Genomic DNA, 22,996 nt, shown 5'->3' on the forward strand with positions numbered 1-22,996 from the left:
CGGCTCCTGATACTGTCAGGGGCCGTTTCGTCTTTTATCATCAGCAGGGTTTTCTGCTGTAACGAATTGAAATATAAGCAATGAGGTTGTAACAATGATACCTGTCGTCGCGCTGGTCGGGCGCCCGAATGTGGGGAAATCCACGCTGTTTAATCGCTTGACGCGTACCCGTGACGCATTGGTGGCGGATTTCCCTGGGCTGACGCGTGACCGCAAGTATGGTCGTGCAGAAGTAGAAGGGAATGAGTTCATCATCATCGATACCGGCGGTATTGACGGTACTGAAGATGGTGTGGAAACGCGTATGGCTGAACAGTCGCTGCTGGCGATTGAAGAAGCAGATATCGTGCTGTTTCTGGTTGATGCCCGCGATGGTCTGATGCCGGCGGATCACGCCATTGCCCAGCATTTGCGTACGCGCGAAAAAGACACGTTTCTGGTCGCCAACAAAGTGGATGGTATCGATATCGATACCGGCATCGCCGATTTCTATTCACTCGGTCTGGGTGAGGTATACCCGATTGCGGCATCGCATGGTCGTGGTGTTACCTCGTTGCTGGAAAAGGTGTTATTGCCGTTTGTCGTCGAGCCAGTGGAAGAGGCACGTGAACTGACTGAAGAAGAAGCGAACGCGGCTTACTGGGCCGAGCAGCTTGGTGAAGGTGATGATGACATTGAGGATGATGGCGACGATGCGCCGAATCTTGAAGGGTTGCCGATCAAGCTGGCTATTGTTGGTCGCCCGAATGTCGGCAAGTCCACACTGACCAACCGTATTCTTGGGGAAGATCGGGTGGTGGTATACGACATGCCCGGCACCACGCGCGACAGTATCTATATCCCGATGGAGCGTGATGGCCGTGATTACGTGTTAATCGACACCGCCGGGGTGCGCAAACGTGGCAAGATCACTGATGCCGTTGAGAAATTCTCGGTGATCAAAACATTGCAGGCAATCGAAGACGCCAACGTAGTGCTGCTGGTGATAGATGCCCGTGAAGGGATTTCCGATCAGGATCTGTCATTGCTGGGCTTTATCCTCAATTCTGGCCGTTCGCTGGTGATTGTGGTGAATAAGTGGGATGGATTGTCGCAGGAGGTGAAGGAACAGGTGAAGGAAACCCTCGACCTGCGCCTTGGGTTTATCGATTTTGCCCGTATCCACTTTATTTCAGCGCTGCACGGCAGCGGTGTGGGGAATCTGTTCGAATCCGTCAACGAAGCTTATGAGTGTTCCACCCGCCGTGTGGGTACCGCAATGCTGACTCGCATCATGCAGATGGCGGTAGATGACCACCAGCCGCCGTTAGTGCGTGGTCGCCGTGTGAAGCTGAAATACGCTCATGCCGGAGGCTACAACCCGCCGATAGTCGTGATCCATGGCAATCAGGTCAAAGAGTTACCAGATTCCTACAAGCGTTACCTGATGAATTACTATCGGCGTTCACTGGATGTGATGGGGACGCCAATCCGCATCCAGTTCAAGGAAGGGGAAAACCCGTTCGCTGACAAACGCAATACGTTGACGCCGAATCAACTGCGTAAACGTAAACGCCTGATGCAACATATCAAGAAAGGCAAGTAAACGTCGGTAGCGAAAAATCAAACATCATGTCGGGGCAGGAGCGATTCTGCCCCGTTGTTTTTCATGTGGTGATCCGGAGGAAGACGATGGATGCTTATTGTCCTGAATGTCAGCGACTGATGGTGTGGTGCGGCAATAATCAGCATAACAACGTTCAACGTAATAATGCTCAAGATAACAACGATCAATATTATTGTGAGGAGTGCCAGCACAGTTTCCTGCGTCTGACATTGTGCCCGGAATGTAAGCACCCCTTGCAGGTGCTGCGAGCCTGTGGTGCGGAAAGTTATCTCTGTGCCAATGGCCATGGCCTGATTTCACGTTCCCGCGTGGTCATTCGTTATCAGTCTCAGTAACCGTCAGCAGGTCTGTTCGTTATCCGGACCATTGCGCCATAAGGTTTCCAGCTCAGTTGGCGCACTCTGTTCAGGGATCAGCAACACCCAATCTGCCTGGCGGCTATCCTGCGCGTTGCCGTAGTGAATGTGGATACGGTAGTAGAATTGATCGCCATGACCGGGGGAGTCTGGCAGACCCGGCTCATGCGCTGACGGCAGCGCCTTGTGCAGCACGGTGCGGATCTTCTCTTTTTGCGGTGCCGTTACCTCTGCCAGCACGAAGCGACGCGAGCTGGCCAGCCTGGGCACCCAGGCAAAGCCGCCTTCACGAGCCAGTTCAATGATCACATCATCCGTCAGCTCCGGCAGATCATTCCTGTTCGTGCTCATTGATAATTCCCGTATCAATCCCAACCTGATGCCAGGCTCGCAGTACAGCGTCAGCGACGGCATGATTGAAGCGTTTTTTAGCGTGTTCTACGGTGAATTTGGCGAAGATGGAGAAATCTGCATTCTGCGGCAGCGCTTTGTCACATACGGTGTCATACCAGATATGACCGGCTTTTTCCCAGGAATAGCCACCCAGTGCCATCGCGGTCAGATAGAAGGCCCGGCTGGGAATGCCTGAGTTCAGATGCACACCGCCGTTATCCTCACGGGTGTTGACGAAATCTCGCATGTGGGCAGGTTGTGGGTCGGTGCCCAGCAGCAGGTCGTCATAAGCGGTTCCGGGGCGAGACAGTGATCGCAGTCCTTTACCATCGATGCCTTCGGCCAATAGCCCTTCACCAATAATCCAGTCCGCCTGCTGAACCTTCTGGTTACGGTAGTACTGTTTGACCATAGAGCCGAACACGTCCGCAAGCGATTCGTTGAGCGCACCGGACTGGCGGAAATACAGTAAATTGCATTCGCTTTCTACCACGCCGTGCGACAGCTCGTGGGCAATAACATCCAGAGCGATAGTAAAACGGTTGAATATTTTGCCGTCGCCATCGCCAAACACCATCTGCTGTCCATTCCAGAACGCATTCTGGTAATCCTTGCCGTAATGAACGCTGCCAGTCAACGGCAATCCTTTGTTGTTCAGTGAATTGCGACCAAAGACTTTCCAGAAAAAATCATAGGTAATACCCAGATAATTGTAAGCTTCATCCGCGGCGGTATCGCCGTTTCCCGGCTGGCCTTCTGCTCGTAATTGCTTGCCTGGTAACATTTGCTGGTGCTCTGCGTCGTAAATATCACGCTGCACCGTGCCGGCAGGGTGTTCCTCATGTTCAGCAGGATGAATGACTGGAGCCACCATCAGTGATTGCACGTGCATCAGTGTGTGTTGGGCGCAACGACGTTCCTCATCCGATCCATTGTTGATAATGCGATGCAGGATGTAGGGCGGAATGATGCTACGGGCGGATTGCATACTTCATCTCCTTATGCCGGGCAATTATGGTGCAACATAACATTGATCTACCACAGTTATCACACAGCAAGTATAGCCTAATAATTAAATATTTTTTGTCTGGCTTTTCGCGCGTGATTTGGTGGATTCTTTTTTCATTTCAGTTACCTGACTCTCAACCCAGCCATCCAACAACCGGGTTTTCAGGATATCGCCCCTGGTGACTTGAGCGGTTTTTTTCATGACCTTGCCGTCCGGAGCAGTGGTGACGCTGTAGCCACGGGCCAGTGTCGCCAGCGGACTGACCGCCTCAAGATGGGAACAGGCTTCGCCAAATCGCTGTTTATGCTGATTAAGTTGTTTTTCTAACGCGTGCTGCATCCGGTAGCGTAAGTGCTGTACCTGCTGCTGCGCACGGTGCAGGCGCGATTGTGGCTGATATTGCTGCAGACGCTGGACGAGACGTTCATGACGTCGTGCCTGCAGGCGCAGTTGCAACTGGATGGCTTCATCCAGACGCTGGTGCAGGCGAATCAATTGGGTCTGTTGACGAGCGAGCCGTAGTTGCGGGTGTTGCTGGTGTAACCGATGCTGCAGTTTGACGAATTGCTGCTGGCGCTGTGCCAGATAATAGTCCATCGCCATTTCCAGCCGCTGGCGTTGGGATTGGATTTGCCGCAACAACTCCAACTGGTTACGGCTAACCAGTTCCGCCGCTGCTGAAGGCGTCGGTGCGCGCAGGTCGGCCACAAAGTCGGCGATGGTTACATCGGTTTCGTGGCCGACCGCACTGACAATTGGGATGCGGCTGGCAAAGATCGCCCGCGCCACCCGTTCGTCGTTGAAGCTCCACAGATCTTCCAGTGAACCGCCGCCGCGACCGACAATCAGCACATCACACTCCTGGCGCAAGTTCGCCAGCTCAATAGCCCGCACAATCTGGTCTGGAGCGTCCGCGCCTTGCACTGCCGTCGGGTAGATAACCACCGGCAGCGACGGATCGCGGCGTTGCAGAATATGTAAAATATCATGCAGTGCTGCGCCACTGGCGGAGGTAATGACGCCAACCTGTCGTGCTGGTTTGGGCAGTAACTGCTTGTGCTGCTGATCAAATAGTCCTTCTGCAGACAGGCGCTGTTTCAATTGTTCAAACTGTTGTTGCAGCAGGCCATCGCCTGCCGGGTGCATACTTTCAGCCAGCAGTTGGTAATCACCACGTGGTTCATAGAGCGTGATGGTGGCGCGAATCAGGATCTGTTGCCCGTTTTGTGGCCGAAAGGCGACTCGCCGGTTGCTGGTGCGGAACATGGCGCACCGCACCTGAGCGCGTTCATCTTTTAGCGTAAAATACCAATGACCGGAGGAAGGCTGAGAGAAATTGGACATTTCGCCGGAGAGCCAGATTTGACCCATTTCGCCTTCCAGCAACTGCTTTACCGTCTGATTCAGGCGGCTTACGGTAAATATGGCGGCTGACGGCAATGAAGACATTGTGACCCAGATCAAAAAGTAAAACGGAGAGTTAATCCATCAATACTACCGGTCAATGGGCTGTTCGCAAGCATTTTTATAAAAAAATGCTGGAGGCAATCGATTTCGGCCTGTATAATGCCGCGGCAATATTTTATCTAATTCCCATCCTCAATCCCGGTGAGATATTGCCATGTTACGTATCGCTAAAGAAGCTTTAACCTTCGATGATGTTCTCCTCGTTCCAGCCCATTCCACTGTTTTGCCCAACACAGCCGATCTGAGCACTCAACTGACACAACGCATCCGTTTGAACATTCCTATGCTGTCCGCTGCAATGGATACCGTGACTGAATCCGAACTGGCGATTGCGCTGGCTCAGGAAGGCGGCATCGGTTTTATTCATAAGAACATGCCCATTGAGCGCCAGGCGGAAGAAGTGAGCCGCGTGAAACGTCATGAAAGCGGCGTTGTGGTTGATCCGCAGACGGTAACGCCGGAAACGACGTTGCGTGAAGTGAAGGCACTGACGGAGCGTAACGGTTTCGCCGGGTATCCGGTAGTAACGAAAGGCAATGAATTAGTTGGCATTATTACCGGTCGTGATGTACGTTTCGCCACCGATCTGGACCGCCCGGTCAGCGCGGTAATGACCCCGAAAGAACGTCTGGTTACGGTAAAAGAGGGCGAAGCCCGTGACGTAGTGCTGCAAAAAATGCACGAGAGCCGTATCGAAAAAGCACTGGTGGTGGATGCGCAGTTCCGTCTGGTCGGGATGATCACGGTAAAAGATTTCCAGAAAGCAGAACGTAAGCCGAATGCCTGTAAAGATGAGCATGGCCGTCTGCGCGTCGGTGCGGCAGTCGGGGCCGGTGCCGGCAACGAAGAGCGTATCGACGCACTGGTTGCTGCTGGTGTGGACGTTTTGTTGATTGACTCCTCGCACGGTCATTCCGAAGGCGTGTTGCAGCGTATCCGCGAAACCCGCGCCAAATACCCGAATTTGCAGATCATCGGTGGTAACGTGGCGACGGGCGCTGGCGCGCGCGCCCTGGCTGAGGCGGGTGTGAGTGCGGTAAAAGTGGGTATCGGTCCTGGCTCTATCTGTACTACCCGTATCGTAACCGGTGTGGGCGTACCGCAGATTACGGCCATTGCCGATGCGGTTGAGGCACTGGAAGGCACCGGTATTCCGGTGATTGCCGATGGCGGCATCCGTTTCTCTGGCGACATCGCCAAAGCTATCGCTGCTGGTGCGGCCTGCGTCATGGTCGGCTCCATGCTGGCGGGTACTGAAGAATCGCCAGGTGAAATCGAGCTGTATCAGGGGCGTGCGTTCAAATCTTACCGCGGCATGGGGTCACTGGGTGCAATGTCTAAAGGCTCGTCTGACCGTTACTTCCAATCTGACAATGCGGCTGACAAACTGGTGCCGGAAGGCATTGAAGGCCGCGTTGCTTATAAAGGCCGCCTGAAAGAGATCGTTCACCAGCAGATGGGGGGTCTGCGTTCCTGTATGGGTTTGACTGGTTGCCCGACTATTGATGCGCTGCGCACTAAAGCTGAATTTGTGCGCATCAGCGGCGCGGGTATTCAGGAAAGCCACGTCCATGATGTCACTATCACCAAAGAGTCGCCGAACTACCGCATGGGCTAAGCGCGTTATCGGCTGATTTACTGTTACGAACCCGGTAAACTCGCCGGGTTCGATTTTTCTTTCGCTCCGTAGTGGAATACGCCTCTCATGACAGAAAACATTCATCAACATCGCATTCTTATTCTGGATTTCGGCTCGCAATACACGCAACTGGCGGCACGCCGCGTACGTGAACTGGGCGTATACTGTGAACTGTGGGCATGGGATGTCACCGAAGCGCAGATTCGCGAGTTCAACCCGAATGGCATCATTCTTTCCGGTGGTCCGGAAAGTACCACCGAATTCAATAGCCCGCGTGCGCCGGAGTATGTTTTCCAGGCCGGCGTGCCGGTGCTGGGTGTCTGTTATGGTATGCAGACCATGGCGATGCAACTGGGCGGTAAGGTAGAAGGTTCCAGCGAGCGTGAGTTCGGTTATGCGCAGGTGGAGGTCAAGGCCAGCAGCGCGTTGATCCGCGACATTCAGGATGCGCTCAGCGCCAGCGGTGCGCCGTTGCTGGATGTGTGGATGAGCCACGGCGATAAAGTCACCGCTATTCCGGCTGACTTTGTGACCGTTGCCAGTACCGATACCTGCCCGTATGCCATCATGGCTAACGAAGAAAAACGTTTCTACGGTGTGCAGTTCCACCCAGAGGTGACGCACACGCGTCAGGGCCAGCGGATGCTGGAACGCTTTGTGCGCGATATTTGTCAGTGTGAAGCACTGTGGACGCCAGCAAAAATTATTGATGACGCTGTTGAGCGCATCCGTCAGCAAGTAGGTCAGGATAAGGTGATTCTTGGCTTGTCCGGTGGGGTCGATTCGTCGGTGACGGCGTTGTTGCTGCATCGTGCGATTGGTGATCGCCTGACCTGTGTGTTTGTGGACAACGGTCTATTGCGTTTGAACGAAGCTGAACAGGTAATGGAGATGTTTGGCGACCAGTTCGGCCTGAACATTGTGCATGTCCCGGCAGAAAATCGTTTCCTGTCGGCGCTGGCCAGCATTGACGATCCGGAAGCCAAGCGTAAAACCATTGGTCGCGTTTTCGTCGAGGTATTTGATGAAGAAGCGGGCAAGCTGACTGACGTAAAATGGCTGGCGCAAGGTACCATTTACCCGGATGTGATCGAATCTGCTGCCTCCGCTACGGGCAAAGCGCACGTCATCAAGTCGCACCATAATGTTGGTGGTTTGCCGGATGACATGGCGCTGGGGCTGGTCGAGCCGCTCAAAGAGCTGTTCAAAGATGAAGTGCGCAAGATTGGTCTGGAATTGGGCTTGCCGTACAACATGCTGTACCGCCATCCGTTCCCAGGACCGGGGCTGGGTGTGCGTGTGTTGGGTGAAGTGAAGAAAGAGTATTGCGACCTGCTGCGTCGCGCCGATGCTATCTTCATCGAGGAACTGCACAAGGCGGACCTGTACGACAAAGTCAGCCAGGCGTTCACGGTGTTCCTGCCAGTGCGTTCCGTGGGCGTAATGGGTGATGGTCGTAAATACGACTGGGTTGTCTCGCTGCGCGCAGTCGAAACTATCGACTTCATGACCGCGCACTGGGCGCACTTGCCGTATGAGTTCCTTGGCCGCGTTTCCAACCGCATCATTAACGAAGTAGACGGTATTTCTCGCGTGGTGTATGACGTGTCTGGCAAGCCGCCCGCAACCATTGAGTGGGAATGATCCACGGTCCTTCCGAGACTATCGCCAACTATCGAAAAACCGCCATAATTTTTTGATTTTTAATTAAATTTATTATGGTGACTATCGGTAACTATCGCCAGCCAGCGGAACAGGCTGGCGGTAGAAGTGACGGTAAGCGAAAAGACCTGAATTAAGACTCTGCCGTTGATGATTGATGCTTTTTCGGTCATGACGGTAAAAATTCCCTTCCAAAGCTAGACGTGATGCGGCTTTCGGAACATCTTCAGACTTCCTGACCCTTGACGGTAAAAACCGCCATTGAACAGGAGGAAAAACACGATGCTGACCGATGATCGGATTAATACACTGCGATGTTAGTAATGTTTTCATCAGCAACGTGAGGACATCTCCATGAAGAAGCGTTTTTCCGATGAACAGATCATCAGTATCCTACGCGAGACCGAAGCCGGTGGGTAATCTCCCCGAAAAATCAGTGCGGTGCTAAATCAGGACTCTTCGTCTTTTTGCAGACTCCAGATATTCAGCTGTAGTCATGCCATTAACGAAGAATGTGTTCTTTCATGATTGTATTTCCTGCGCCAGCGATCAAGTTTCTCCTGTATAGCCAGGGTACAAAAAATAATTCGGGACACAGCCTAAATAACTGATATGGACACCGACCTAATTGCAAGCGTGGTTCGGTGTCCATATCAGTTATTTAATCACCGCCATCGCCACCATTTCCCCCAGGCCCTCCATTGGCTCCTGGGCTTCCATTTTGGCCCAGGCCACCGTTACTACCTGCTGCAGCATCAATTAATATAATATGACCTGAACTGAAAATGTCCGTGCGGTAATCAGCCTTTGCCTGTGGAAGAAGAATTAATGGGCTTAAAAAAAATATCATTCTCATTGGAAAATCCTTTTCAAAATGCTTTCGCCGCCTTTGCCACCGGCTCCTCCTGCGCCAACAAAAATAAAGATGCTTTCGGGCTGCTTATGAGCAATATTGGTAGCACTGACATTGGCTTGCTGAGCGATTCCCTGAATCGGGTGAAATAAGATCATGCCTGCTAGCACGATTATATTTTTAAATTTCACGAAGCACCATTTCCAGTGACTAAATTAAATTTTAATTATATGCATCGATAAATACATGGGATTTTTCCCAAATTTTTATTTTGGCGTTTCGTGGTTTGTTTTGATTTTTCATTTCTACTTTATTGTTATATTTGATGTTTTTTGTATGTCATTTTTAAAGTTCGGCTATGTCACTAAATCTAATAATTGTTTTTTTTGTGTGTGTTATTTGGTTTTTTTAGTAATGGATGTAAAACTAAAAATAGGTAATTTACATTGATATGTTCAGGGGGGCTGTAGTAGCAGTATCTTCCGGGGTAAATACATGCATTATCATTGTGAATGAAGTGCTAAAATAAATTTCCAGGTTTCCCTCTAGTGCATTCTTAAGCACTTTTTTGTAAGCGGTGACTTATCACTTATTTTTTGTAATACATTCTGATTATCAGAAATTAATTAGAGGCATTACCGGAGAGACGATGAAATCGCAGACGAGAAAAATAAAGCGGTGGGGCATCTTTCTGAAAACCATCCATGACCATCCAGCAGTCCGCTATAATGAAACCTGATTGACAATGAGCCTGGAAACGTCAACGCCCCGCAAATTGCTCCATCTCCCGCACCAGCCAAAGATGTATGCGTTTGACGGTAAAAGTGACGGTATCGGTCCAGATCAATCACTACCAAATTATTATATTATTATAGGGCTTGATAAACGACTCAGATGAGCCGTTTACTGTATTACGTGATGGTATCATTTTGAGTTATCCAGGAATTATGCGTGGCAAAACCTACTTCAGATGCTGGTAAAGTGGTGACTGCTTAAGGCTGCAAGAATTATATTTTTCCTTACAGGTTATCTCTAGTTTTCTCGCCAGAAGAAAAGGGGAGTTAGTGTATCCATGACCAAATTTGGGGTAATAATATACGGGGTATTTGTTTTTTTGGGAAAAATCGCTGATGATGTTTTCATATAATTGTTTGCTTTTTTCATCCAGGTCATCTTTGTAGAATTGTCCAAAAATTATTGCCTTAGGATGGAAGTTCTTCTTATAGCTGAGTTGATGTAATGCCCGGTCAAGCTGCTGTGGCGCTTCATTGATATCTTCTAATAACAATATTTTTCCTGAGTATTGTTCTTCATACTTTGTTGAAAAAAATGATTTTATCAACGTCAGATTACTGCCACTTGCAATTCCAGTGGCTCCCGCATGTGCGGCAGCATTCATGGGTAAAATTTCATTGTATGTGACTCCCTTAGAAATGGCAGAAAATGTATCATTAATACTGCTATACATATTGATTTCTCTTTTGGGATCTATAGCGTGCATCTCTTTATTGTAAGATGCAAAAACTCCGTGAACGCTTGGCCATTTTATTACATTGTTGACATAATAATGAATTGCTGTGACATCACTGAATCCGATGAGTATTTTGGGTGTTGATTTAGCAATCTCTGCTTTTTTTGCATACAGATAAGGGTATAAATTAAGTGCGCCTTCTCCTCCTCTGACAAACCAAAGGTACTTTACTTTCTTGTCTGTCAGAGCCTTGATGAGTGTATCTGCACGCGCTTTATCGGTGTCTGTATAACCTAACGGTGTTGGGTTTTGATGTAGGTAGGTTGTATCAATATTATATCCGGAAGAGGAAAATATTTGCTTTATTTCTGGGATGCTATCCTCATCATACTGAGAAGAAACGGATATGAGATATATCAATTTATCGGGTGAAGGTGTATTATCTGGGGTTGTTTTTTCACAACAAGATGGAGATAGTTTACTATGAGGAGGGATAGCGAAAGCAGGATAATTAAAAAATAGCGATGTTAAGGTTGATAATGTGATTGCTATTAACCGAGGTTTCATTTTATTCTCCAGTGCGTTGCTTTTTTGACTCTCCATTTATAGCAATGTTTATCGATGATGTGATTCCTTTCAGAGAAATCTTAATTGTGTTTTTTTGTTAAGTGGTGTAATTCAATGTTCCTTTTTTGTTTTTTATTAATGTTTGCTTCGGTGGGAAGTTCTCTTGTCAGGAAAATTAGTTTGGGTTAATTGTAGGTGAATCATATTTTTCATCATAAATACATGGGGTTCTTAACCCCATGTATGTACTAAAAATAGCGAAAATATAGGATGAAATTATTCATTATTATTTATCTGAAAGCATACTCCAGACCGGCACTGACGCCATAGTTGCCTTTCTTGATATTATTACCATCAAACTGACTGGAATATTGCACCCATGTGTGGAGGTTGGTGGTAATATTCATCGTCATTCCTGCATCTACCGAGTTCCAGTTTTTCTCTGAATCAGCCCCTGGCATAGAAAAGTAGCCGCTCATGGAGTTCAAACCAGCTGTTATCTGCGGGGTATTAGCCATGTAATCGTGATTCCTGGCGATCTCGACGAACGGGATAGTTTCCAAACCGAATACAGACCACTGCCCTTGAGCTCTCCAGCCAATCCCTGAAACCAGAGAATTACGGCGTTGTGCCGAGAACCACATGGCAGAACTATCATCTCCGTGCTCACTGTAGCGGTATACCTTAACGAACTGACGCTCAAGGCGGGCAAAAGGGCCAGTTTTAACCGGCCCAAGACTGAACCACCAGCCGCCATCAATACCCCCTCCAAGGTGATGCCCGTTTACTGAACCAGATTCCTGACGATTGGCCGGGCCGATATGAATAGTGCGATAAACATCATTAAAGTTGGAGCGGCCAGCATTGAAGAAGGTACTCAGCCAGGCATTATCGATGTGATAGACCTCGTAAAGCGCGATACTGCTGTCATACAACTTATAACCCGCATCACTAATGTTTGCTGTTTGATTAGACTGGGTCACCACTGCACCTACGTTAAAATTTTCACTCAATTTCACGTCGCCGCCGACCGAGATAAAGCGATTATTACCGTTGGTTGACAAGGTATTGTCGGTTGAACTGGCGTGGCGGTAATCGCCACCCAAAAATACGCGTGTCTCATTCCCGCGGGTATCGGCCAGAATTTCATTGCGTAGCAGATTGTACTGTGATTTCGTGGCTGCCAGTGGACCCTGGCTCAGCAGCGAGATTTTACCGGGCGCTGCCATTTCAGACAAAACGACACTGGCAAGCATCTTGTAACCACCCGTGGTGGGATGGACATTATCTGCAAAAAGATAGGTATTTTCAGTTCCTTTGGCATAATCTCCGGTTGAGCAGATAAGTGATGATAGGGTGTCACAGGCGCCACGAGTCGTATTGATGATGCCATAGGCTGATGGATTAGCCATTATTTCAGCCATAATTTTATAGGTATTGACAGGAATGATATTAAGCCCATCTTTACTTAGTGTGTCGAGACCGTTGTTTAACGTCTGATTATATTGGCTAACCACGTCCTGATATTTTTTTTCCAGGTGATGACTTATGCCGTCAGGAGTTGCTCCAAGGTTAGGAAGGTTGTAAACCACTACATATTTCCCACCTGCATGATATAGGCTGTTCAATAATGATACTTCTTCCTGCGCTACGGGAATAATCTCCGCTGTTGCTGTGGTGGGGGCGGACTCGTAGATGGCATATATGTCATTGGAGCCTCCCCACATTTGATAAAGTGTTGACGCGCTGGCATGGTTATTTTGCAAGTAACTGTTAACCTGAGATTGGATCGTGCTTGAGAAAAGGATACCCAGCGAATAGTTATTAAGAATACCGGCTCCACCCCAGGCAAAGTCAGTCCCCCCGGAGGATGAAGCAGTGACGGATAAACCTAAGCCATCGGCTACATACATGGCAGTATTTTCTCCAGGATTAGTGGTAAACCTTGAAACACCTAGTCCTAATGCCTGTGAAAGATTACCTGCATCACTCAAACTATCACCAAAAACCACAGCGTTGTTGAACATTGCCGCCTGCACAGGCAGGGTATAAAGGAATAGCACAGTAAAAAGAGGTAATAGTCTTGATGTGACCCATGACATCCAACTTATGGTAATCATACTGTTTTTTATCTTATTAATGAGTAATATACTTTTTTTATTGTTATTTCCCTGGTGAGTTGCAAAGAAAATAGATCGGCGGAAACAATATGTTGTTTTTTTAATGAACTGAAATATATTGGCGATTTTTTTAATGGCCGACATAAGTCTGATGCTCCTGATTTTAAAATGATGAATGGCGTTATCTACACTGTGGCTTAAATTTTAAATGCAATGGCTCAGATTTATAATTTAGTGTTGTAATGACATTAATATTTCAGTAGCAATATATGAGATATATCTTATCTATACCCGTCATACTTCAAGTTGCAGGTGTGTTGGCTGCGTTCGCTCACCCGAATCACTTACTAGAGTAAGCTCATCGGGATTCACTCTCTTGCCGCCTTCCTGCAACTCGAATTATTTTGGGTATATATCTTTCATATTTCAGGTGGCGGGTTATTGGCTTTGTTGTTGATGTCGATTAAAGGATGGTGGTGCTGATTTGTGCCGGGCAAAATGATGAAGCTGGCTGATGCCTGCTACTAACCTTCTTTAATCTGTCATTGATCTTTTTCGCTAATGCTTCCAATAATGGCGTTCGTTGACTCGGGGTGCCCTTCTGCGTGAAGGCTGAGAAAAACCCGTATTACCTGATCTGGATAATGCCAGCGTAGGGAAGTCACGGTATCCCCACCGGTACCGCTTTCTTTCACGCTGGTTGGGAGGTTTATGAACGCTCGATCTGTACGTTTCCCCGCTGCATTCTTCGCAGATTCCCTTGATGCTTTCCGCTCACGCGCGCCGCTGACACATTGTTTTACCCATGAGATGGTGACTGATTTCTGTTCGCAGGAAAGGCACCGCCCCTGTCATGCTACCGCCGCTTGTGTTGTGGTGCTCCGCTTCGGGCAATGGGCGAGTGGCGCGGAGAGCTTCATCCACGCGTTTTCGGATGCGCTCTATACCCTGAACCGGGAGGCATTGGTATGAAACGTCTCAACGCACTGACTATCGCGGGTACTGATCCGAGCGGCGGCGCGGGCATTCAGGCTGACCTCAAAACGTTTTCAGCGCTGGGCGTTTACGGCACCAGCGTGATTACCGCGCTGGTGGCGCAGAATACACTCGGCGTGCAGTCGGTTTATCGCATTGAACCGGCGTTTGTTACCGCCCAACTGGATTCGGTGCTGAGTGATGTACGCATTGATAGCGCCAAAATCGGCATGTTGGTACAGACGGATATTGTGGAAGCCGTAGCGGACCGACTGTTGCGCTACCCGGTGCCTTATGTGGTGTTGGATACGGTGATGCTGGCGAAAAGCGGTGATGCGCTACTGGCGCCAGATGCGGTGGAGGCGGTGCGCCAGTTACTGTTGCCGCGTGTATCGCTGATTACCCCCAACCTGCCGGAAGCAGCGGCGCTATTACGGTGCTCGCTTGCCGACGATGAAAGAGACATGCGCCGGCAAGGGGAAGCATTGCTGGCAATGGGGTGTCAGGCGGTATTGATGAAAGGCGGCCACCTGAACGGCAGCGAAAGCCCGGACTGGCTGTTCATGCCGGATGGTGAGCCGGTGCGGTTGAGTACGCCGCGCGTTAACACCCGGCATACGCACGGTACCGGCTGCACGCTGTCGGCTGCGCTGGCAGCGTTGCGACCTCGTCATAATAACTGGCGGGATACCTTGTCCGCCGCGCGGGTCTGGCTGCAAGGGGCGCTGGAGCAGGCGGATTCGCTAGGGGTTGGTCACGGCATCGGCCCGGTACACCATTTTCACCGCTGGTGGTAAAGGTGATGTCCTGATACAAGCGATAAGAAATTCAGATAAATGGTAAACAACATTGCATAGACAGCCTGCAGATGACCCGGTAATTTTGTGATCTGTGTCAGATTATTGCCTGTATGGTGGGGCTAACGCTTACCGGGTTTTAGAGGCTTTTTTCTGAGCGGTGTTTTCTCTGAATGATAGGACCGAGGAGATGCTCATGGCGGGTTCAGCGCGTGCAGTCATGATTGCCAAAGGGCTACAGACGATACTTAATTTGGGTCTGTTACTGCTGGCGGTGATTTTGGTGATTTTTCTGGGCAAGGAAACCTGGCATTTGGCCTCGGTTCTGCTGGTCAGCAATGAAAAAGAGTCTTCGTATATGCTGATCGAAAGTCTGGTGATTTATTTTCTCTATTTTGAGTTTCTGGCGCTGATCGTGAAGTATTTTCTATCCGGTTATCACTTCCCGCTGCGCTATTTCATTTACATCGGTATTACCGCCATCGTGCGGTTGATTATTGTCGATCATAAAAACCCGGCGGATACCTTTACCTATTCCGGTGCGATCCTGATTTTGGTGATTACGCTCTATCTGGTGAATAGCCCACGCCTGAAGCGGGAGTAAGTAGCCAGAAAAGAAAAAGCCAGCTCAAGGGAGATTGAGCTGGCCAAGGAGGTGGTTCCTAGTAGCATTACTACGCTTATTTTACGTTTTGTATTTTCTCAGCGCTGCAATAATAGCCAGTTAACCATGCCATTGATGTGATCTGATTCTAAAAATTGTCACAATTAGCATTATTTTGTCACTTTTTTGTTATTTCGCGTGTGGATTGCGGGTACTGGTGCCGGGAAGATTACGCAGCAGTAACGCGTATTCCAGTGCGATATCATCCGGCACCGGCAGATACACGATGTGGCCGTCACCCGGTGCGACATCGATAGCCTGACCTTTTTTGTTGAGCAGGGTCTCGACAGTGAACTGAATGTTGCCGCCCGGCGTCATCATTTCCACGCTGTCGCCACGGGAGAACTTGTTCTTGACCGCCACTTCTGCCAGTCCATCGCGCCGCTCGCCGGTAAATTCTCCGACAAACTGCTGCTGGTCCGATACTGAGTAACCGTAGTCGTAATTCTGGTAATCCTCGTGGACGTGACGGCGCAGGAAGCCTTCGGTATAACCGCGGTGCGCCAGCCCTTCCAGCGTTTGCAGCAACGTCGGGTCGAACGGTTTGCCGGCTACCGCGTCATCAATGGCGCGGCGGTACACCTGCGCGGTGCGGGCGCAATAATAGAATGATTTGGTGCGGCCTTCGATTTTCAGCGAAGCAACCTGCATGTTGGTCAGGCGTTCTACATGCTGAATGGCGCGCAGATCGCGTGAGTTCATGATGTAAGTGCCGTGTTCGTCCTCAAACGCGCTCATGTATTCACCTGGGCGCTGCTTCTCTTCCAGCATGAATACCTTGTCGGTAGGTGCGCCGATGCCAAGCGTCGGCTCTGGCTGAGCGCTGTCGAGTTGTGTGACGGCAATCGGTTCATGGATGTGCACAATGTTGCCCACCACGTCTTCTTTGCCTTCCTGCACGTTATATTCCCAACGGCAGGCGTTGGTGCAGGTGCCCTGATTGGGGTCGCGTTTATTGATATAGCCAGACAACAGGCAGCGGCCTGAATAGGCCATACACAGTGCGCCGTGGACGAAAACTTCCAACTCCATGTCCGGCACCTGGTGGCGGATTTCCTCAATTTCTTCCAGCGATAGCTCGCGTGACAGAATCACCCGGCTCAGCCCCATCTGCTGCCAGAACTTCACCGTCGCCCAGTTGACTGCATTGGCCTGTACCGACAGATGAATCGGCATCTGCGGGAAGTTTTCCCGCACCATCATGATAAGCCCTGGGTCGGACATGATCAGGGCGTCCGGGTTCATCTCGACAACCGGTTGCAGGTCACGCAGGAAGGTTTTGAGTTTGGCGTTATGCGGCGCGATGTTGACCACCACATAAAATTTCTTGTCCAGCGCATGGGCTTCATTGATGGCTTGCGCCAGTGTCTGGTGGTTGAATTCGTTATTGCGCACACGCAGGCTGTAGCGAGGCTGGCCGGCATAAATTGCATCTGCGCCATAGGCAAAGGCGTAACGCATATTTTTCAGCGTACCGGCCGGAGAGAGTAATTCCGGTTTAAACATGGTGTTTTCTCAAGTCTGATCACAGGTCAGGCTGTTCCCGGTGGGGGAACAGTAAAGGCGGCAGATTCTAACGCCAACGGCGGGAAAAATCAGTAGTCAATGGAAAAAAACGGGGTAACAAAAGGCGAGTGGCTTAAAGATGGCTGGCTTGACGTCTGCAAGCCAGCGCCATGTTATTTTTTTAATGATGAGGCTTAGGGTTGCTGTTGAGTCTTTGCTAACCACTGTTGTTTTTTCTCTTTTAGCTCGGATAGAACATCCAGGCTCCGTGCTTCATCATGGGTCAGATCAGCAAAAAAATACTGCATGTGATGTTTTATCCATGCAAACAGATTAGGCATATCCCACCAGGCGATATCTAATAGCGCTTCCCGAACTTTTTCTGGAAAACGAAAGCGGATGAGTTTTGCAGGCGTTCCGGCATAGATTCCATACGCTTCACTTCTGAAATTGGGAGGAAGTAATGACCGCGCACCAATAACACATCCATTTTCAATAATACCACCACCCAGCATCATGGCTTCGTCCCCAATCCAGACATCATTTTTGATGACAGAGTCCTGGTATTGAGGTTGTTCGGGATTCATGAGTCCATCACCAAAGATGGCGAACATGGCTGTTGATATGGTTCGCATTTCGTGCTGCCCATTCAGTATGAATTTTAATCGGGAACCACCTGAAACAAATCTACCTATCCTTAAGCTTTGCTGGTCAGAGTCATATTTTACCATGGAGCCAACACCAACACCTGATGCTTTACCAATATGAAATAAGCCAACGTCAGATTGCTCACCTAGCCAGTTCTGGAAAAAATCATGTGGAATAGAACTGAAAAAGCCGTCGCTGTATTTGATGATTTTAAAATTTTTAGCATTAGGAGAGGTTGTATCGAACCCCAGGCAATCATCATCAGTTGAAATATTCATAATTTCCCTTTGAATTGATGTTTTTTTGGTCTGTATTACGATGTGCTCTTAGAAGTGAAAGGCATGATAAATGAATAGCTAACATGATGCTATTATTTGCGAGATTGTTATCTTATTAATATTAAAATTTTGAAATCATATGGCAATTACTGTAATTCAAAGTAATGTATATAAGTTATTATTTATGCCAGGTGAGATGGGGTAATATCTGTAAGTGATAGGGATGCGCTGGGGAGTAGGTAATATATAGGTAGGTGGTGTTAGTGAACCACCACCGTTAGATAGTTTTTTTAGCGAAGGTGATTTCTAAAAGACACGAATACCCGCTGACGGGCCGACCAGATCGCGCTGGTGTGGGCGCTCGAAGTCCACCTGCGGACCTTTTGGAATAATGGCGGTGGGGTTAAGCCAGAGGATGCTGTAGTAACCGGCTTTGATGTGATCCAGCCTGACCGTTTCTTTGACTCCCGGCCATTGGTACAGCTCACGCAGATAGCCGGAAAGGTGCGGGTAATCTTCCAGACGGCGGATGTTACATTTGAATGCGCCATGGTAAGCAGCGTCGAAACGCACCAGCGTAACAAATAGCCGCCAGTCAGCTTCGGTCAGGGTATCGCCAGCCAGATAGCGGTGATGGGCCAGATGCGCTTCCACCGTATCGAGAGAGGCAAACAGGTTGGTGACCGCCTGATCGTAATTTTCCTGAGTTTTGGCGAAACCGGTCTTGTACACGCCGTTGTTGATGTTGTCATAAACCAGGCTGTTCCAGCGATCAATTTCCGGTTGCAGGTCCGGCGGATAAAAGTCCAACTGGTTACCGGTCAGGTCGTTGAACGCGTGGTTGAGCAGGCGGATGATCTCCGACGATTCATTATTGACGATGCGGCCTTCTTTACGGTCCCACAGTACCGGCACTGAAACCTTACCGGTATAATGCGCATCGCTGGCGGTGTAGAGTTGGTGCAGGTAACGCACCGGCGCTACGTTGTCGCCTGCATCCTGCGGGGTGCTGAATTCCCACCCTTGTTCACCGATGCAGGGGTTTGCTACCGACAGTGCGATCACGTTCTGCAGGGCTTTCAGATTGCGGTAGATCAACGTGCGAGATGCCCACGGACAAAGATACGAGACGAACAACTGATAACGCCCAGCTTCCGGGGCCAGCGTTGTGTCACGGAACCGGGTTTCCTGACGGTGAAATGCGCCGCCTTTGATTTCTTCAGCCGCTACATCGCCATTGACCCACTTGCCATTGACTAATCCCGACATGTTTACCCTCATCATGATTATTATGTTTGATGAGTATGCTAGCAGCCCGAAGCTGAGAGGAAATTGCAAATTTTTAACCGAGTCAGACAGTTTCTTTGACGGCATGACCGCCGTCATGGCGTTACGTAGATATTTCCTGACTGGCGGCGGCTTCCCAGCGGTAACCAATGCCGTACACCGTGCGGATAAATGATGTTTCCTGATCAAAGGTTTCCAGCTTGCGGCGCAGGTTCTTGATGTGGCTGTCGATGGTGCGGTCAGTCACCACCCGGTAATCGTCATACAGATGATCGAGCAACTGTTCGCGCGAAAAGACCCGCCCCGGCTCGGCAGAGAGGGTTTTCAGCAGTCGAAACTCGGCGGGTGTCAGTTCCAGGTGTCGCCCAAGGTAGCTAGCCTGGTAACGGTTTTGGTCTATCAGCAATGCGGGCTGCGCATCACCTGGTAGCGGCTCATGTTGCCAGCGACAGCGGCGCAGCAGGGTTTTCACCCGTGCGACCACTTCACGTGGGCTGTAGGGTTTGCAGATGTAATCGTCAGCGCCGATTTCCAGCCCCAGCAGCCGGTCGATTTCGTCGGTACGTGCAGTCACCATGATAATCGGCACGTTGGAAAAACCGCGAATGGCGCGACAGAGCGTCAGGCCGTCACGGCCCGGCAGCATCAGATCCAACAGGATCAACTGGCAAGGATGTTCCCGTACCCAAGGCTCGACTTCCTCGCCCTGCGTCAGCCAGTGAGTGCGGTAACCGGATGCCTGCAGGTAATCCACCAGCAATTGGGCCAGTTTAGGCTCATCTTCAACGATCAACACCGGCAGGTTTTCATTACCCGCCGCTGCAGGAGACGATGCTGTCATGTCGATTCCTGTGTCAGGAGAGGTGCAACGGAATCTCGACAGTGATTTGTACGCCGCCGAGTGATGAATGCTCAGCATACAGGCGTCCATCGTGCGCCTCAATGATATTGGCGCAAATGGACAACCCCAGTCCGGAGCCGCCGCTGGCACGGTTGCGCGAGCTTTCTGCGCGGTAGAAACGCTCGAATATCAGCGCCAGTTGTTCATCGCTGATGCCGGGGGCGCTATCACGCCAGTGAATGACCAGCCGTTGCTGGCGTAATTCGGTTTCCACCTCCAGTTGTCCCGCATCATCAGTATAACGCAAGCTGTTTTCCAGCAGATTATTGAACAATTGGTTCAGTCGGTCCGGGTCGCCAAATACGACAGCTTCGGGATGAAAGCGGGTAGTGAGTTGGATGTTTTTGTGCTGAAAACGTTCCCTGAACGACGCTATCGACACCTGTAGCAGCGCGCTGACATTGACGGCGGTCTTGCGGTAAGCCAGTGCGCCAAGATCGGACAACGACAGTTGATGCAAGTCGTCCACCAGTTTGGTCAGTAACGCGACCTCCGTTTGTAGTGAGCTAAACGCTGCGGTATCGGGTCGGCGCACGCCATCCTGCAAGGCTTCCAGCTCACCACGCAGCACCGCCAGTGGGGTGCGCAACTCGTGGGATATGTCTGCCATGAATGCGCGGCGCGACTGTTCGTTTTTTTCCAGCGCTGAGGCTAACTGATTAAAGTCCTGCGCCAGACGATCCAGTTCATCGCGCCCACTGGCTGTTACGCGTGTGCTAAAATCTCCGCCCGCCAGTTGGTGGATGCCATTAACCAGCCGTTTGACCGGGGCCAGCAGCCCGCGCGACATCATCCAGGTCACCACTGCCGCTAACAGGGTAGTAAAAGCGACAATCAGCCAACTGGTACGCTGTTGCTGGCGGTCGAAGTTGATATCTGCGCTGCGGGTCAGCCCTTCTACCGGCGCAGTCACCAGCCAGCCAACGGTCTGTGTTTTCGCCATCAGCGGTTGCCAGTTGCTGCCAGCTGGCATCGGAATTGGCGGGCCTATCAGGCGGCGGCGGTTCTCGTCCGTGACCCAAAACCGGGTACGCCAGGCTTGCATCGCTTCATCGTTATTCTGTTCCATCTCCCGTAACATGGAGAAAATGCCGTGCTCGTTATTGTGCAGAAAATCCCAGTTGCCGTGTTGCTGATACTGATCTTCCAGCCAACTGCGAATTTGCACCACTCGCTGTTCGTTGCCGTGGCGGATGTAGTCGATAAACCCTTTCTCAAAACTGAGCCGGACACCCAGATGCATGATGACCAGCACCAGCATACAGGTGGAAAAAATCGCCAGAAACAGCCTGGCGGTGATGCCGAATCTCATCATTCACCTCGTGAAGCGCGCGTTAGCGTCGCCTGTTGAATGGTATCGGGCGGCACGTGGTTAAAAATCAGCGCCGGGAACGCCATCACCGCCACCATGCACAGATAGGTGTAGAGGAATACCGTATGGGTTTCCGGCGTGCCACTCACCAGATGCTGATTGGCGAAAATGCCCAGCAACAGACCGGCGATGGTCACCCCCATACTGGTGGATAATTGCATCGACATCGACAGCAGGCTGTTACCGCCACTGGCCAGATCGTCAGGTAAATCCTTGAGCGTCAGAGTATTCATGGTAGAAAAACGGATACCGTTCACCATGCCTACCAGCAGTAGTACTACCGGGGTCATCCAGTGCCAGTTCATCAGCGCCACCAGCGCAAACAGCAGGGTGGCTAACGCCAGCGTCAGGGTGGAGGCAATTAATACGGCACGGTAACCGAATCGGTTGACTATCAACACCACCAGCCGTTTCATCCCCATGTTGCCGAGCACCAGCGGGATCATCATCATACCGGCGTGAAACGGTGTGTACTCTAGGCCGATTTGCAGAAACACCGGCGTCATAAATGGCAGCATCCCACTGCCGATGCGCGCCAGCCAGCCGCCGAACAGCCCAATGGTAAAGCTACGGGTATTGAACAGACGCAGGTTAAACAGTGACTGTTCGTTGTTTCTGGCGTGCAGCCAATACCCCAGCAGCGCCAGCAGGCCGGTCAGCACCAGCGCGCTCAATGCTGGCGGACTTAAACCGAGGCTTTTCTGCCCGTCCAGCGCCAGCGTCAGCGTACCCATGGCGATGACCAGACAGATAAAGCCGCGCAGGTCGAAACGGCGTGGCGGCATGGTGAAGTTGGGCATCAGCCACCAGGTGGCGAGGGCGCCGAGCAGGCCGACCGGAATATTAATCAGAAAGATCCAGTGCCAACTGGCGTACTGCACCAAAAAACCGCCGAGCGTTGGACCCATTAGCGGGCCTATCTGCCCTGGCAGCGTGACGAAGGTCATCGCCGCCATGTACTGCGCGCGTGGCACCAGTTTCATTACCGTCAGGCGGCCAATTGGTACCATCATCGCACCACCGATACCCTGAATCACACGGGAAAACAGCAGTTCATTCAGGGTAATGGCGCGGGCGCACAGCAGTGAACCGAGGCTGAACAGCATGATGGCGGAAAAGAAAATATTCCGCACACCAAATCGATCCGCCAGCCAGCCGCTGGCGGGCAGCAGTATCGCTACCGTCAGCACATAGGAGACAATGACCGCGTGCATTCGCAGCGGGCTTTCATTCAGGCTGATAGCCATAGAGGGCAAAGCCGTGTTGACGATAGTGGTATCCAACGCTTGCATAAAAAAGCCGAAGGCCACAATCCACAGCTGCCAGCGAACGGAAGCGGGCTGATTGCTCATGTGCGGTATGACTCCTTGGAATAGTTTTCCCTTCTAGATGCCGGGGCGAACCCCGGCAAATGTTACAGCTACG

Annotated in this window: 22 protein-coding genes and 1 riboswitch; of the genes, 7 read left to right on the forward strand and 15 right to left on the reverse strand. The window is 50.6% G+C overall.

Going from position 1 to position 22,996, the window contains the following annotated elements; translation table 11 throughout:
• Positions 1 to 94: 94 nt before the first annotated feature.
• Positions 95 to 1,585 (forward strand): ribosome biogenesis GTPase Der, encoded by a 1,491-nt coding sequence (der, locus tag Dpoa569_RS04745; RefSeq protein ID WP_042872085.1) that lies wholly within the window; start codon positions 95 to 97, stop codon positions 1,583 to 1,585.
• Between the two features lie 86 nt (positions 1,586 to 1,671).
• On the forward strand, positions 1,672 to 1,941 hold the full coding sequence (locus Dpoa569_RS04750; protein ID WP_042872084.1) for a zinc ribbon domain-containing protein: 270 nt from the start codon (positions 1,672 to 1,674) through the stop codon (positions 1,939 to 1,941).
• A gap of 3 nt (positions 1,942 to 1,944) precedes the next feature.
• On the opposite strand, the gene Dpoa569_RS04755 is transcribed toward Dpoa569_RS04750, so the two are convergent.
• From Dpoa569_RS04755 to xseA, 3 genes are all read right to left on the reverse strand, one after another.
• Entirely contained in the window at positions 1,945 to 2,313 is a 369-nt protein-coding gene (locus tag Dpoa569_RS04755) for a protealysin inhibitor emfourin (RefSeq protein WP_042872082.1), read from the reverse strand.
• Positions 2,294 to 3,343: a M4 family metallopeptidase gene (locus Dpoa569_RS04760; protein ID WP_042872079.1), complete on the reverse strand. Its 1,050-nt coding sequence runs from the start codon at positions 3,341 to 3,343 to the stop codon at positions 2,294 to 2,296. The genes Dpoa569_RS04755 and Dpoa569_RS04760 overlap by 20 nt, the downstream gene beginning before the upstream one ends.
• A gap of 84 nt (positions 3,344 to 3,427) precedes the next feature.
• Positions 3,428 to 4,813 (reverse strand): exodeoxyribonuclease VII large subunit, encoded by a 1,386-nt coding sequence (gene xseA / locus Dpoa569_RS04765; RefSeq protein WP_042872077.1) that lies wholly within the window; start codon positions 4,811 to 4,813, stop codon positions 3,428 to 3,430.
• A gap of 172 nt (positions 4,814 to 4,985) precedes the next feature.
• On the opposite strand from xseA, the gene guaB reads away from it, so the two are divergent.
• Together guaB and guaA are read left to right on the forward strand one after the other, a co-directional pair.
• Positions 4,986 to 6,449, forward strand: a complete 1,464-nt coding sequence (gene guaB / locus Dpoa569_RS04770) for an IMP dehydrogenase (RefSeq protein ID WP_042872075.1) — start codon at positions 4,986 to 4,988, stop codon at positions 6,447 to 6,449.
• Between the two features lie 87 nt (positions 6,450 to 6,536).
• Positions 6,537 to 8,114, forward strand: a complete 1,578-nt coding sequence (gene guaA, locus Dpoa569_RS04775; RefSeq protein ID WP_042872073.1) for a glutamine-hydrolyzing GMP synthase — start codon at positions 6,537 to 6,539, stop codon at positions 8,112 to 8,114.
• A 59-nt stretch (positions 8,115 to 8,173) separates the two neighbouring features.
• Here the strand turns inward: guaA and Dpoa569_RS19720 are convergent, their stop codons facing one another.
• From Dpoa569_RS19720 to Dpoa569_RS04800, 6 genes are all read right to left on the reverse strand, one after another.
• On the reverse strand, positions 8,174 to 8,305 hold the full coding sequence (locus Dpoa569_RS19720; protein ID WP_265575129.1) for a hypothetical protein: 132 nt from the start codon (positions 8,303 to 8,305) through the stop codon (positions 8,174 to 8,176).
• A 321-nt stretch (positions 8,306 to 8,626) separates the two neighbouring features.
• Positions 8,627 to 8,728, reverse strand: coding sequence for an integrase core domain-containing protein (locus Dpoa569_RS04780; RefSeq protein ID WP_071604334.1), 102 nt, complete (start codon positions 8,726 to 8,728; stop codon positions 8,627 to 8,629).
• Positions 8,729 to 8,793: 65 nt separating this feature from the next.
• On the reverse strand, positions 8,794 to 8,988 hold the full coding sequence (locus Dpoa569_RS04785; protein WP_128569766.1) for a hypothetical protein: 195 nt from the start codon (positions 8,986 to 8,988) through the stop codon (positions 8,794 to 8,796).
• Positions 8,985 to 9,176 (reverse strand): hypothetical protein, encoded by a 192-nt coding sequence (locus Dpoa569_RS04790; protein ID WP_128569765.1) that lies wholly within the window; start codon positions 9,174 to 9,176, stop codon positions 8,985 to 8,987. Before Dpoa569_RS04790 ends, Dpoa569_RS04785 begins: the two co-directional genes overlap by 4 nt.
• Before the next feature lie 770 nt (positions 9,177 to 9,946).
• A complete protein-coding gene (locus Dpoa569_RS04795; protein WP_042874037.1) occupies positions 9,947 to 11,023 on the reverse strand; it encodes an LD-carboxypeptidase in 1,077 nt (358 codons plus the stop codon).
• A 290-nt stretch (positions 11,024 to 11,313) separates the two neighbouring features.
• On the reverse strand, positions 11,314 to 13,287 hold the full coding sequence (locus Dpoa569_RS04800) for an autotransporter outer membrane beta-barrel domain-containing protein (RefSeq protein ID WP_227983129.1): 1,974 nt from the start codon (positions 13,285 to 13,287) through the stop codon (positions 11,314 to 11,316).
• A 435-nt stretch (positions 13,288 to 13,722) separates the two neighbouring features.
• Positions 13,723 to 13,819, forward strand: a riboswitch (TPP riboswitch).
• Positions 13,820 to 13,854: 35 nt separating this feature from the next.
• Here Dpoa569_RS04800 and Dpoa569_RS19485 point away from each other — a divergent pair.
• The 3 genes from Dpoa569_RS19485 (at position 13,855) to psiE (ending at position 15,519) form a co-directional block, all read left to right on the forward strand.
• A complete protein-coding gene (locus Dpoa569_RS19485; protein WP_227983130.1) occupies positions 13,855 to 14,115 on the forward strand; it encodes a hypothetical protein in 261 nt (86 codons plus the stop codon).
• Positions 14,112 to 14,915, forward strand: a complete 804-nt coding sequence (gene thiD / locus Dpoa569_RS04810; protein WP_042872070.1) for a bifunctional hydroxymethylpyrimidine kinase/phosphomethylpyrimidine kinase — start codon at positions 14,112 to 14,114, stop codon at positions 14,913 to 14,915. Before Dpoa569_RS19485 ends, thiD begins: the two co-directional genes overlap by 4 nt.
• Positions 14,916 to 15,111: 196 nt before the next feature.
• A complete protein-coding gene (psiE, locus tag Dpoa569_RS04815; protein WP_042872069.1) occupies positions 15,112 to 15,519 on the forward strand; it encodes a phosphate-starvation-inducible protein PsiE in 408 nt (135 codons plus the stop codon).
• Positions 15,520 to 15,708: 189 nt separating this feature from the next.
• Here psiE and trhP read toward each other — a convergent pair whose 3' ends face one another.
• The 6 genes from trhP to mdtD form a co-directional block, all read right to left on the reverse strand.
• Positions 15,709 to 17,085, reverse strand: a complete 1,377-nt coding sequence (gene trhP, locus Dpoa569_RS04820) for a prephenate-dependent tRNA uridine(34) hydroxylase TrhP (RefSeq protein WP_042872067.1) — start codon at positions 17,083 to 17,085, stop codon at positions 15,709 to 15,711.
• A 194-nt stretch (positions 17,086 to 17,279) separates the two neighbouring features.
• On the reverse strand, positions 17,280 to 18,011 hold the full coding sequence (locus tag Dpoa569_RS04825) for a CatB-related O-acetyltransferase (protein ID WP_042872064.1): 732 nt from the start codon (positions 18,009 to 18,011) through the stop codon (positions 17,280 to 17,282).
• 306 nt (positions 18,012 to 18,317) lie between these two features.
• Positions 18,318 to 19,280 (reverse strand): glutathione S-transferase family protein, encoded by a 963-nt coding sequence (locus Dpoa569_RS04830; protein WP_042872062.1) that lies wholly within the window; start codon positions 19,278 to 19,280, stop codon positions 18,318 to 18,320.
• 121 nt (positions 19,281 to 19,401) lie between these two features.
• Positions 19,402 to 20,139, reverse strand: coding sequence for an envelope stress response regulator BaeR (baeR, locus tag Dpoa569_RS04835; protein ID WP_042872060.1), 738 nt, complete (start codon positions 20,137 to 20,139; stop codon positions 19,402 to 19,404).
• A 13-nt stretch (positions 20,140 to 20,152) separates the two neighbouring features.
• Entirely contained in the window at positions 20,153 to 21,511 is a 1,359-nt protein-coding gene (gene baeS, locus Dpoa569_RS04840; RefSeq protein ID WP_042872059.1) for an envelope stress sensor histidine kinase BaeS, read from the reverse strand.
• Positions 21,511 to 22,923: a multidrug transporter subunit MdtD gene (gene mdtD / locus Dpoa569_RS04845; RefSeq protein ID WP_042872056.1), complete on the reverse strand. Its 1,413-nt coding sequence runs from the start codon at positions 22,921 to 22,923 to the stop codon at positions 21,511 to 21,513. Before mdtD ends, baeS begins: the two co-directional genes overlap by 1 nt.
• Between the last annotated feature and the right edge of the window lie 73 nt (positions 22,924 to 22,996).

This window comes from Dickeya poaceiphila (assembly GCF_007858975.2).
Classification (GTDB): Bacteria; Pseudomonadota; Gammaproteobacteria; order Enterobacterales; family Enterobacteriaceae; genus Dickeya; species Dickeya poaceiphila.

What these genes read in the sequence shown, in the direction of transcription:
- Dpoa569_RS04755 (WP_042872082.1), bottom strand. Translation starts at nt 2,313, where the DNA reads ATGAGCACGAACAGGAATGATCTGCCGGAGCTGACGGATGATGTGATC.
- xseA (WP_042872077.1), bottom strand. Translation starts at nt 4,813, where the DNA reads ATGTCTTCATTGCCGTCAGCCGCCATATTTACCGTAAGCCGCCTGAAT.
- der (WP_042872085.1), top strand. Translation starts at nt 95, where the DNA reads ATGATACCTGTCGTCGCGCTGGTCGGGCGCCCGAATGTGGGGAAATCC.
- Dpoa569_RS04750 (WP_042872084.1), top strand. Translation starts at nt 1,672, where the DNA reads ATGGATGCTTATTGTCCTGAATGTCAGCGACTGATGGTGTGGTGCGGC.
- mdtD (WP_042872056.1), bottom strand. Translation starts at nt 22,923, where the DNA reads ATGAGCAATCAGCCCGCTTCCGTTCGCTGGCAGCTGTGGATTGTGGCC.
- guaA (WP_042872073.1), top strand. Translation starts at nt 6,537, where the DNA reads ATGACAGAAAACATTCATCAACATCGCATTCTTATTCTGGATTTCGGC.
- baeR (WP_042872060.1), bottom strand. Translation starts at nt 20,139, where the DNA reads ATGACAGCATCGTCTCCTGCAGCGGCGGGTAATGAAAACCTGCCGGTG.
- thiD (WP_042872070.1), top strand. Translation starts at nt 14,112, where the DNA reads ATGAAACGTCTCAACGCACTGACTATCGCGGGTACTGATCCGAGCGGC.
- Dpoa569_RS04800 (WP_227983129.1), bottom strand. Translation starts at nt 13,287, where the DNA reads ATGTCGGCCATTAAAAAAATCGCCAATATATTTCAGTTCATTAAAAAA.
- trhP (WP_042872067.1), bottom strand. Translation starts at nt 17,085, where the DNA reads ATGTTTAAACCGGAATTACTCTCTCCGGCCGGTACGCTGAAAAATATG.
- Dpoa569_RS04795 (WP_042874037.1), bottom strand. Translation starts at nt 11,023, where the DNA reads ATGAAACCTCGGTTAATAGCAATCACATTATCAACCTTAACATCGCTA.
- Dpoa569_RS04760 (WP_042872079.1), bottom strand. Translation starts at nt 3,343, where the DNA reads ATGCAATCCGCCCGTAGCATCATTCCGCCCTACATCCTGCATCGCATT.
- Dpoa569_RS04830 (WP_042872062.1), bottom strand. Translation starts at nt 19,280, where the DNA reads ATGTCGGGATTAGTCAATGGCAAGTGGGTCAATGGCGATGTAGCGGCT.
- Dpoa569_RS04825 (WP_042872064.1), bottom strand. Translation starts at nt 18,011, where the DNA reads ATGAATATTTCAACTGATGATGATTGCCTGGGGTTCGATACAACCTCT.
- Dpoa569_RS04785 (WP_128569766.1), bottom strand. Translation starts at nt 8,988, where the DNA reads ATGAGAATGATATTTTTTTTAAGCCCATTAATTCTTCTTCCACAGGCA.
- guaB (WP_042872075.1), top strand. Translation starts at nt 4,986, where the DNA reads ATGTTACGTATCGCTAAAGAAGCTTTAACCTTCGATGATGTTCTCCTC.
- psiE (WP_042872069.1), top strand. Translation starts at nt 15,112, where the DNA reads ATGGCGGGTTCAGCGCGTGCAGTCATGATTGCCAAAGGGCTACAGACG.
- Dpoa569_RS19485 (WP_227983130.1), top strand. Translation starts at nt 13,855, where the DNA reads ATGAACGCTCGATCTGTACGTTTCCCCGCTGCATTCTTCGCAGATTCC.
- Dpoa569_RS19720 (WP_265575129.1), bottom strand. Translation starts at nt 8,305, where the DNA reads ATGACCGAAAAAGCATCAATCATCAACGGCAGAGTCTTAATTCAGGTC.
- baeS (WP_042872059.1), bottom strand. Translation starts at nt 21,511, where the DNA reads ATGAGATTCGGCATCACCGCCAGGCTGTTTCTGGCGATTTTTTCCACC.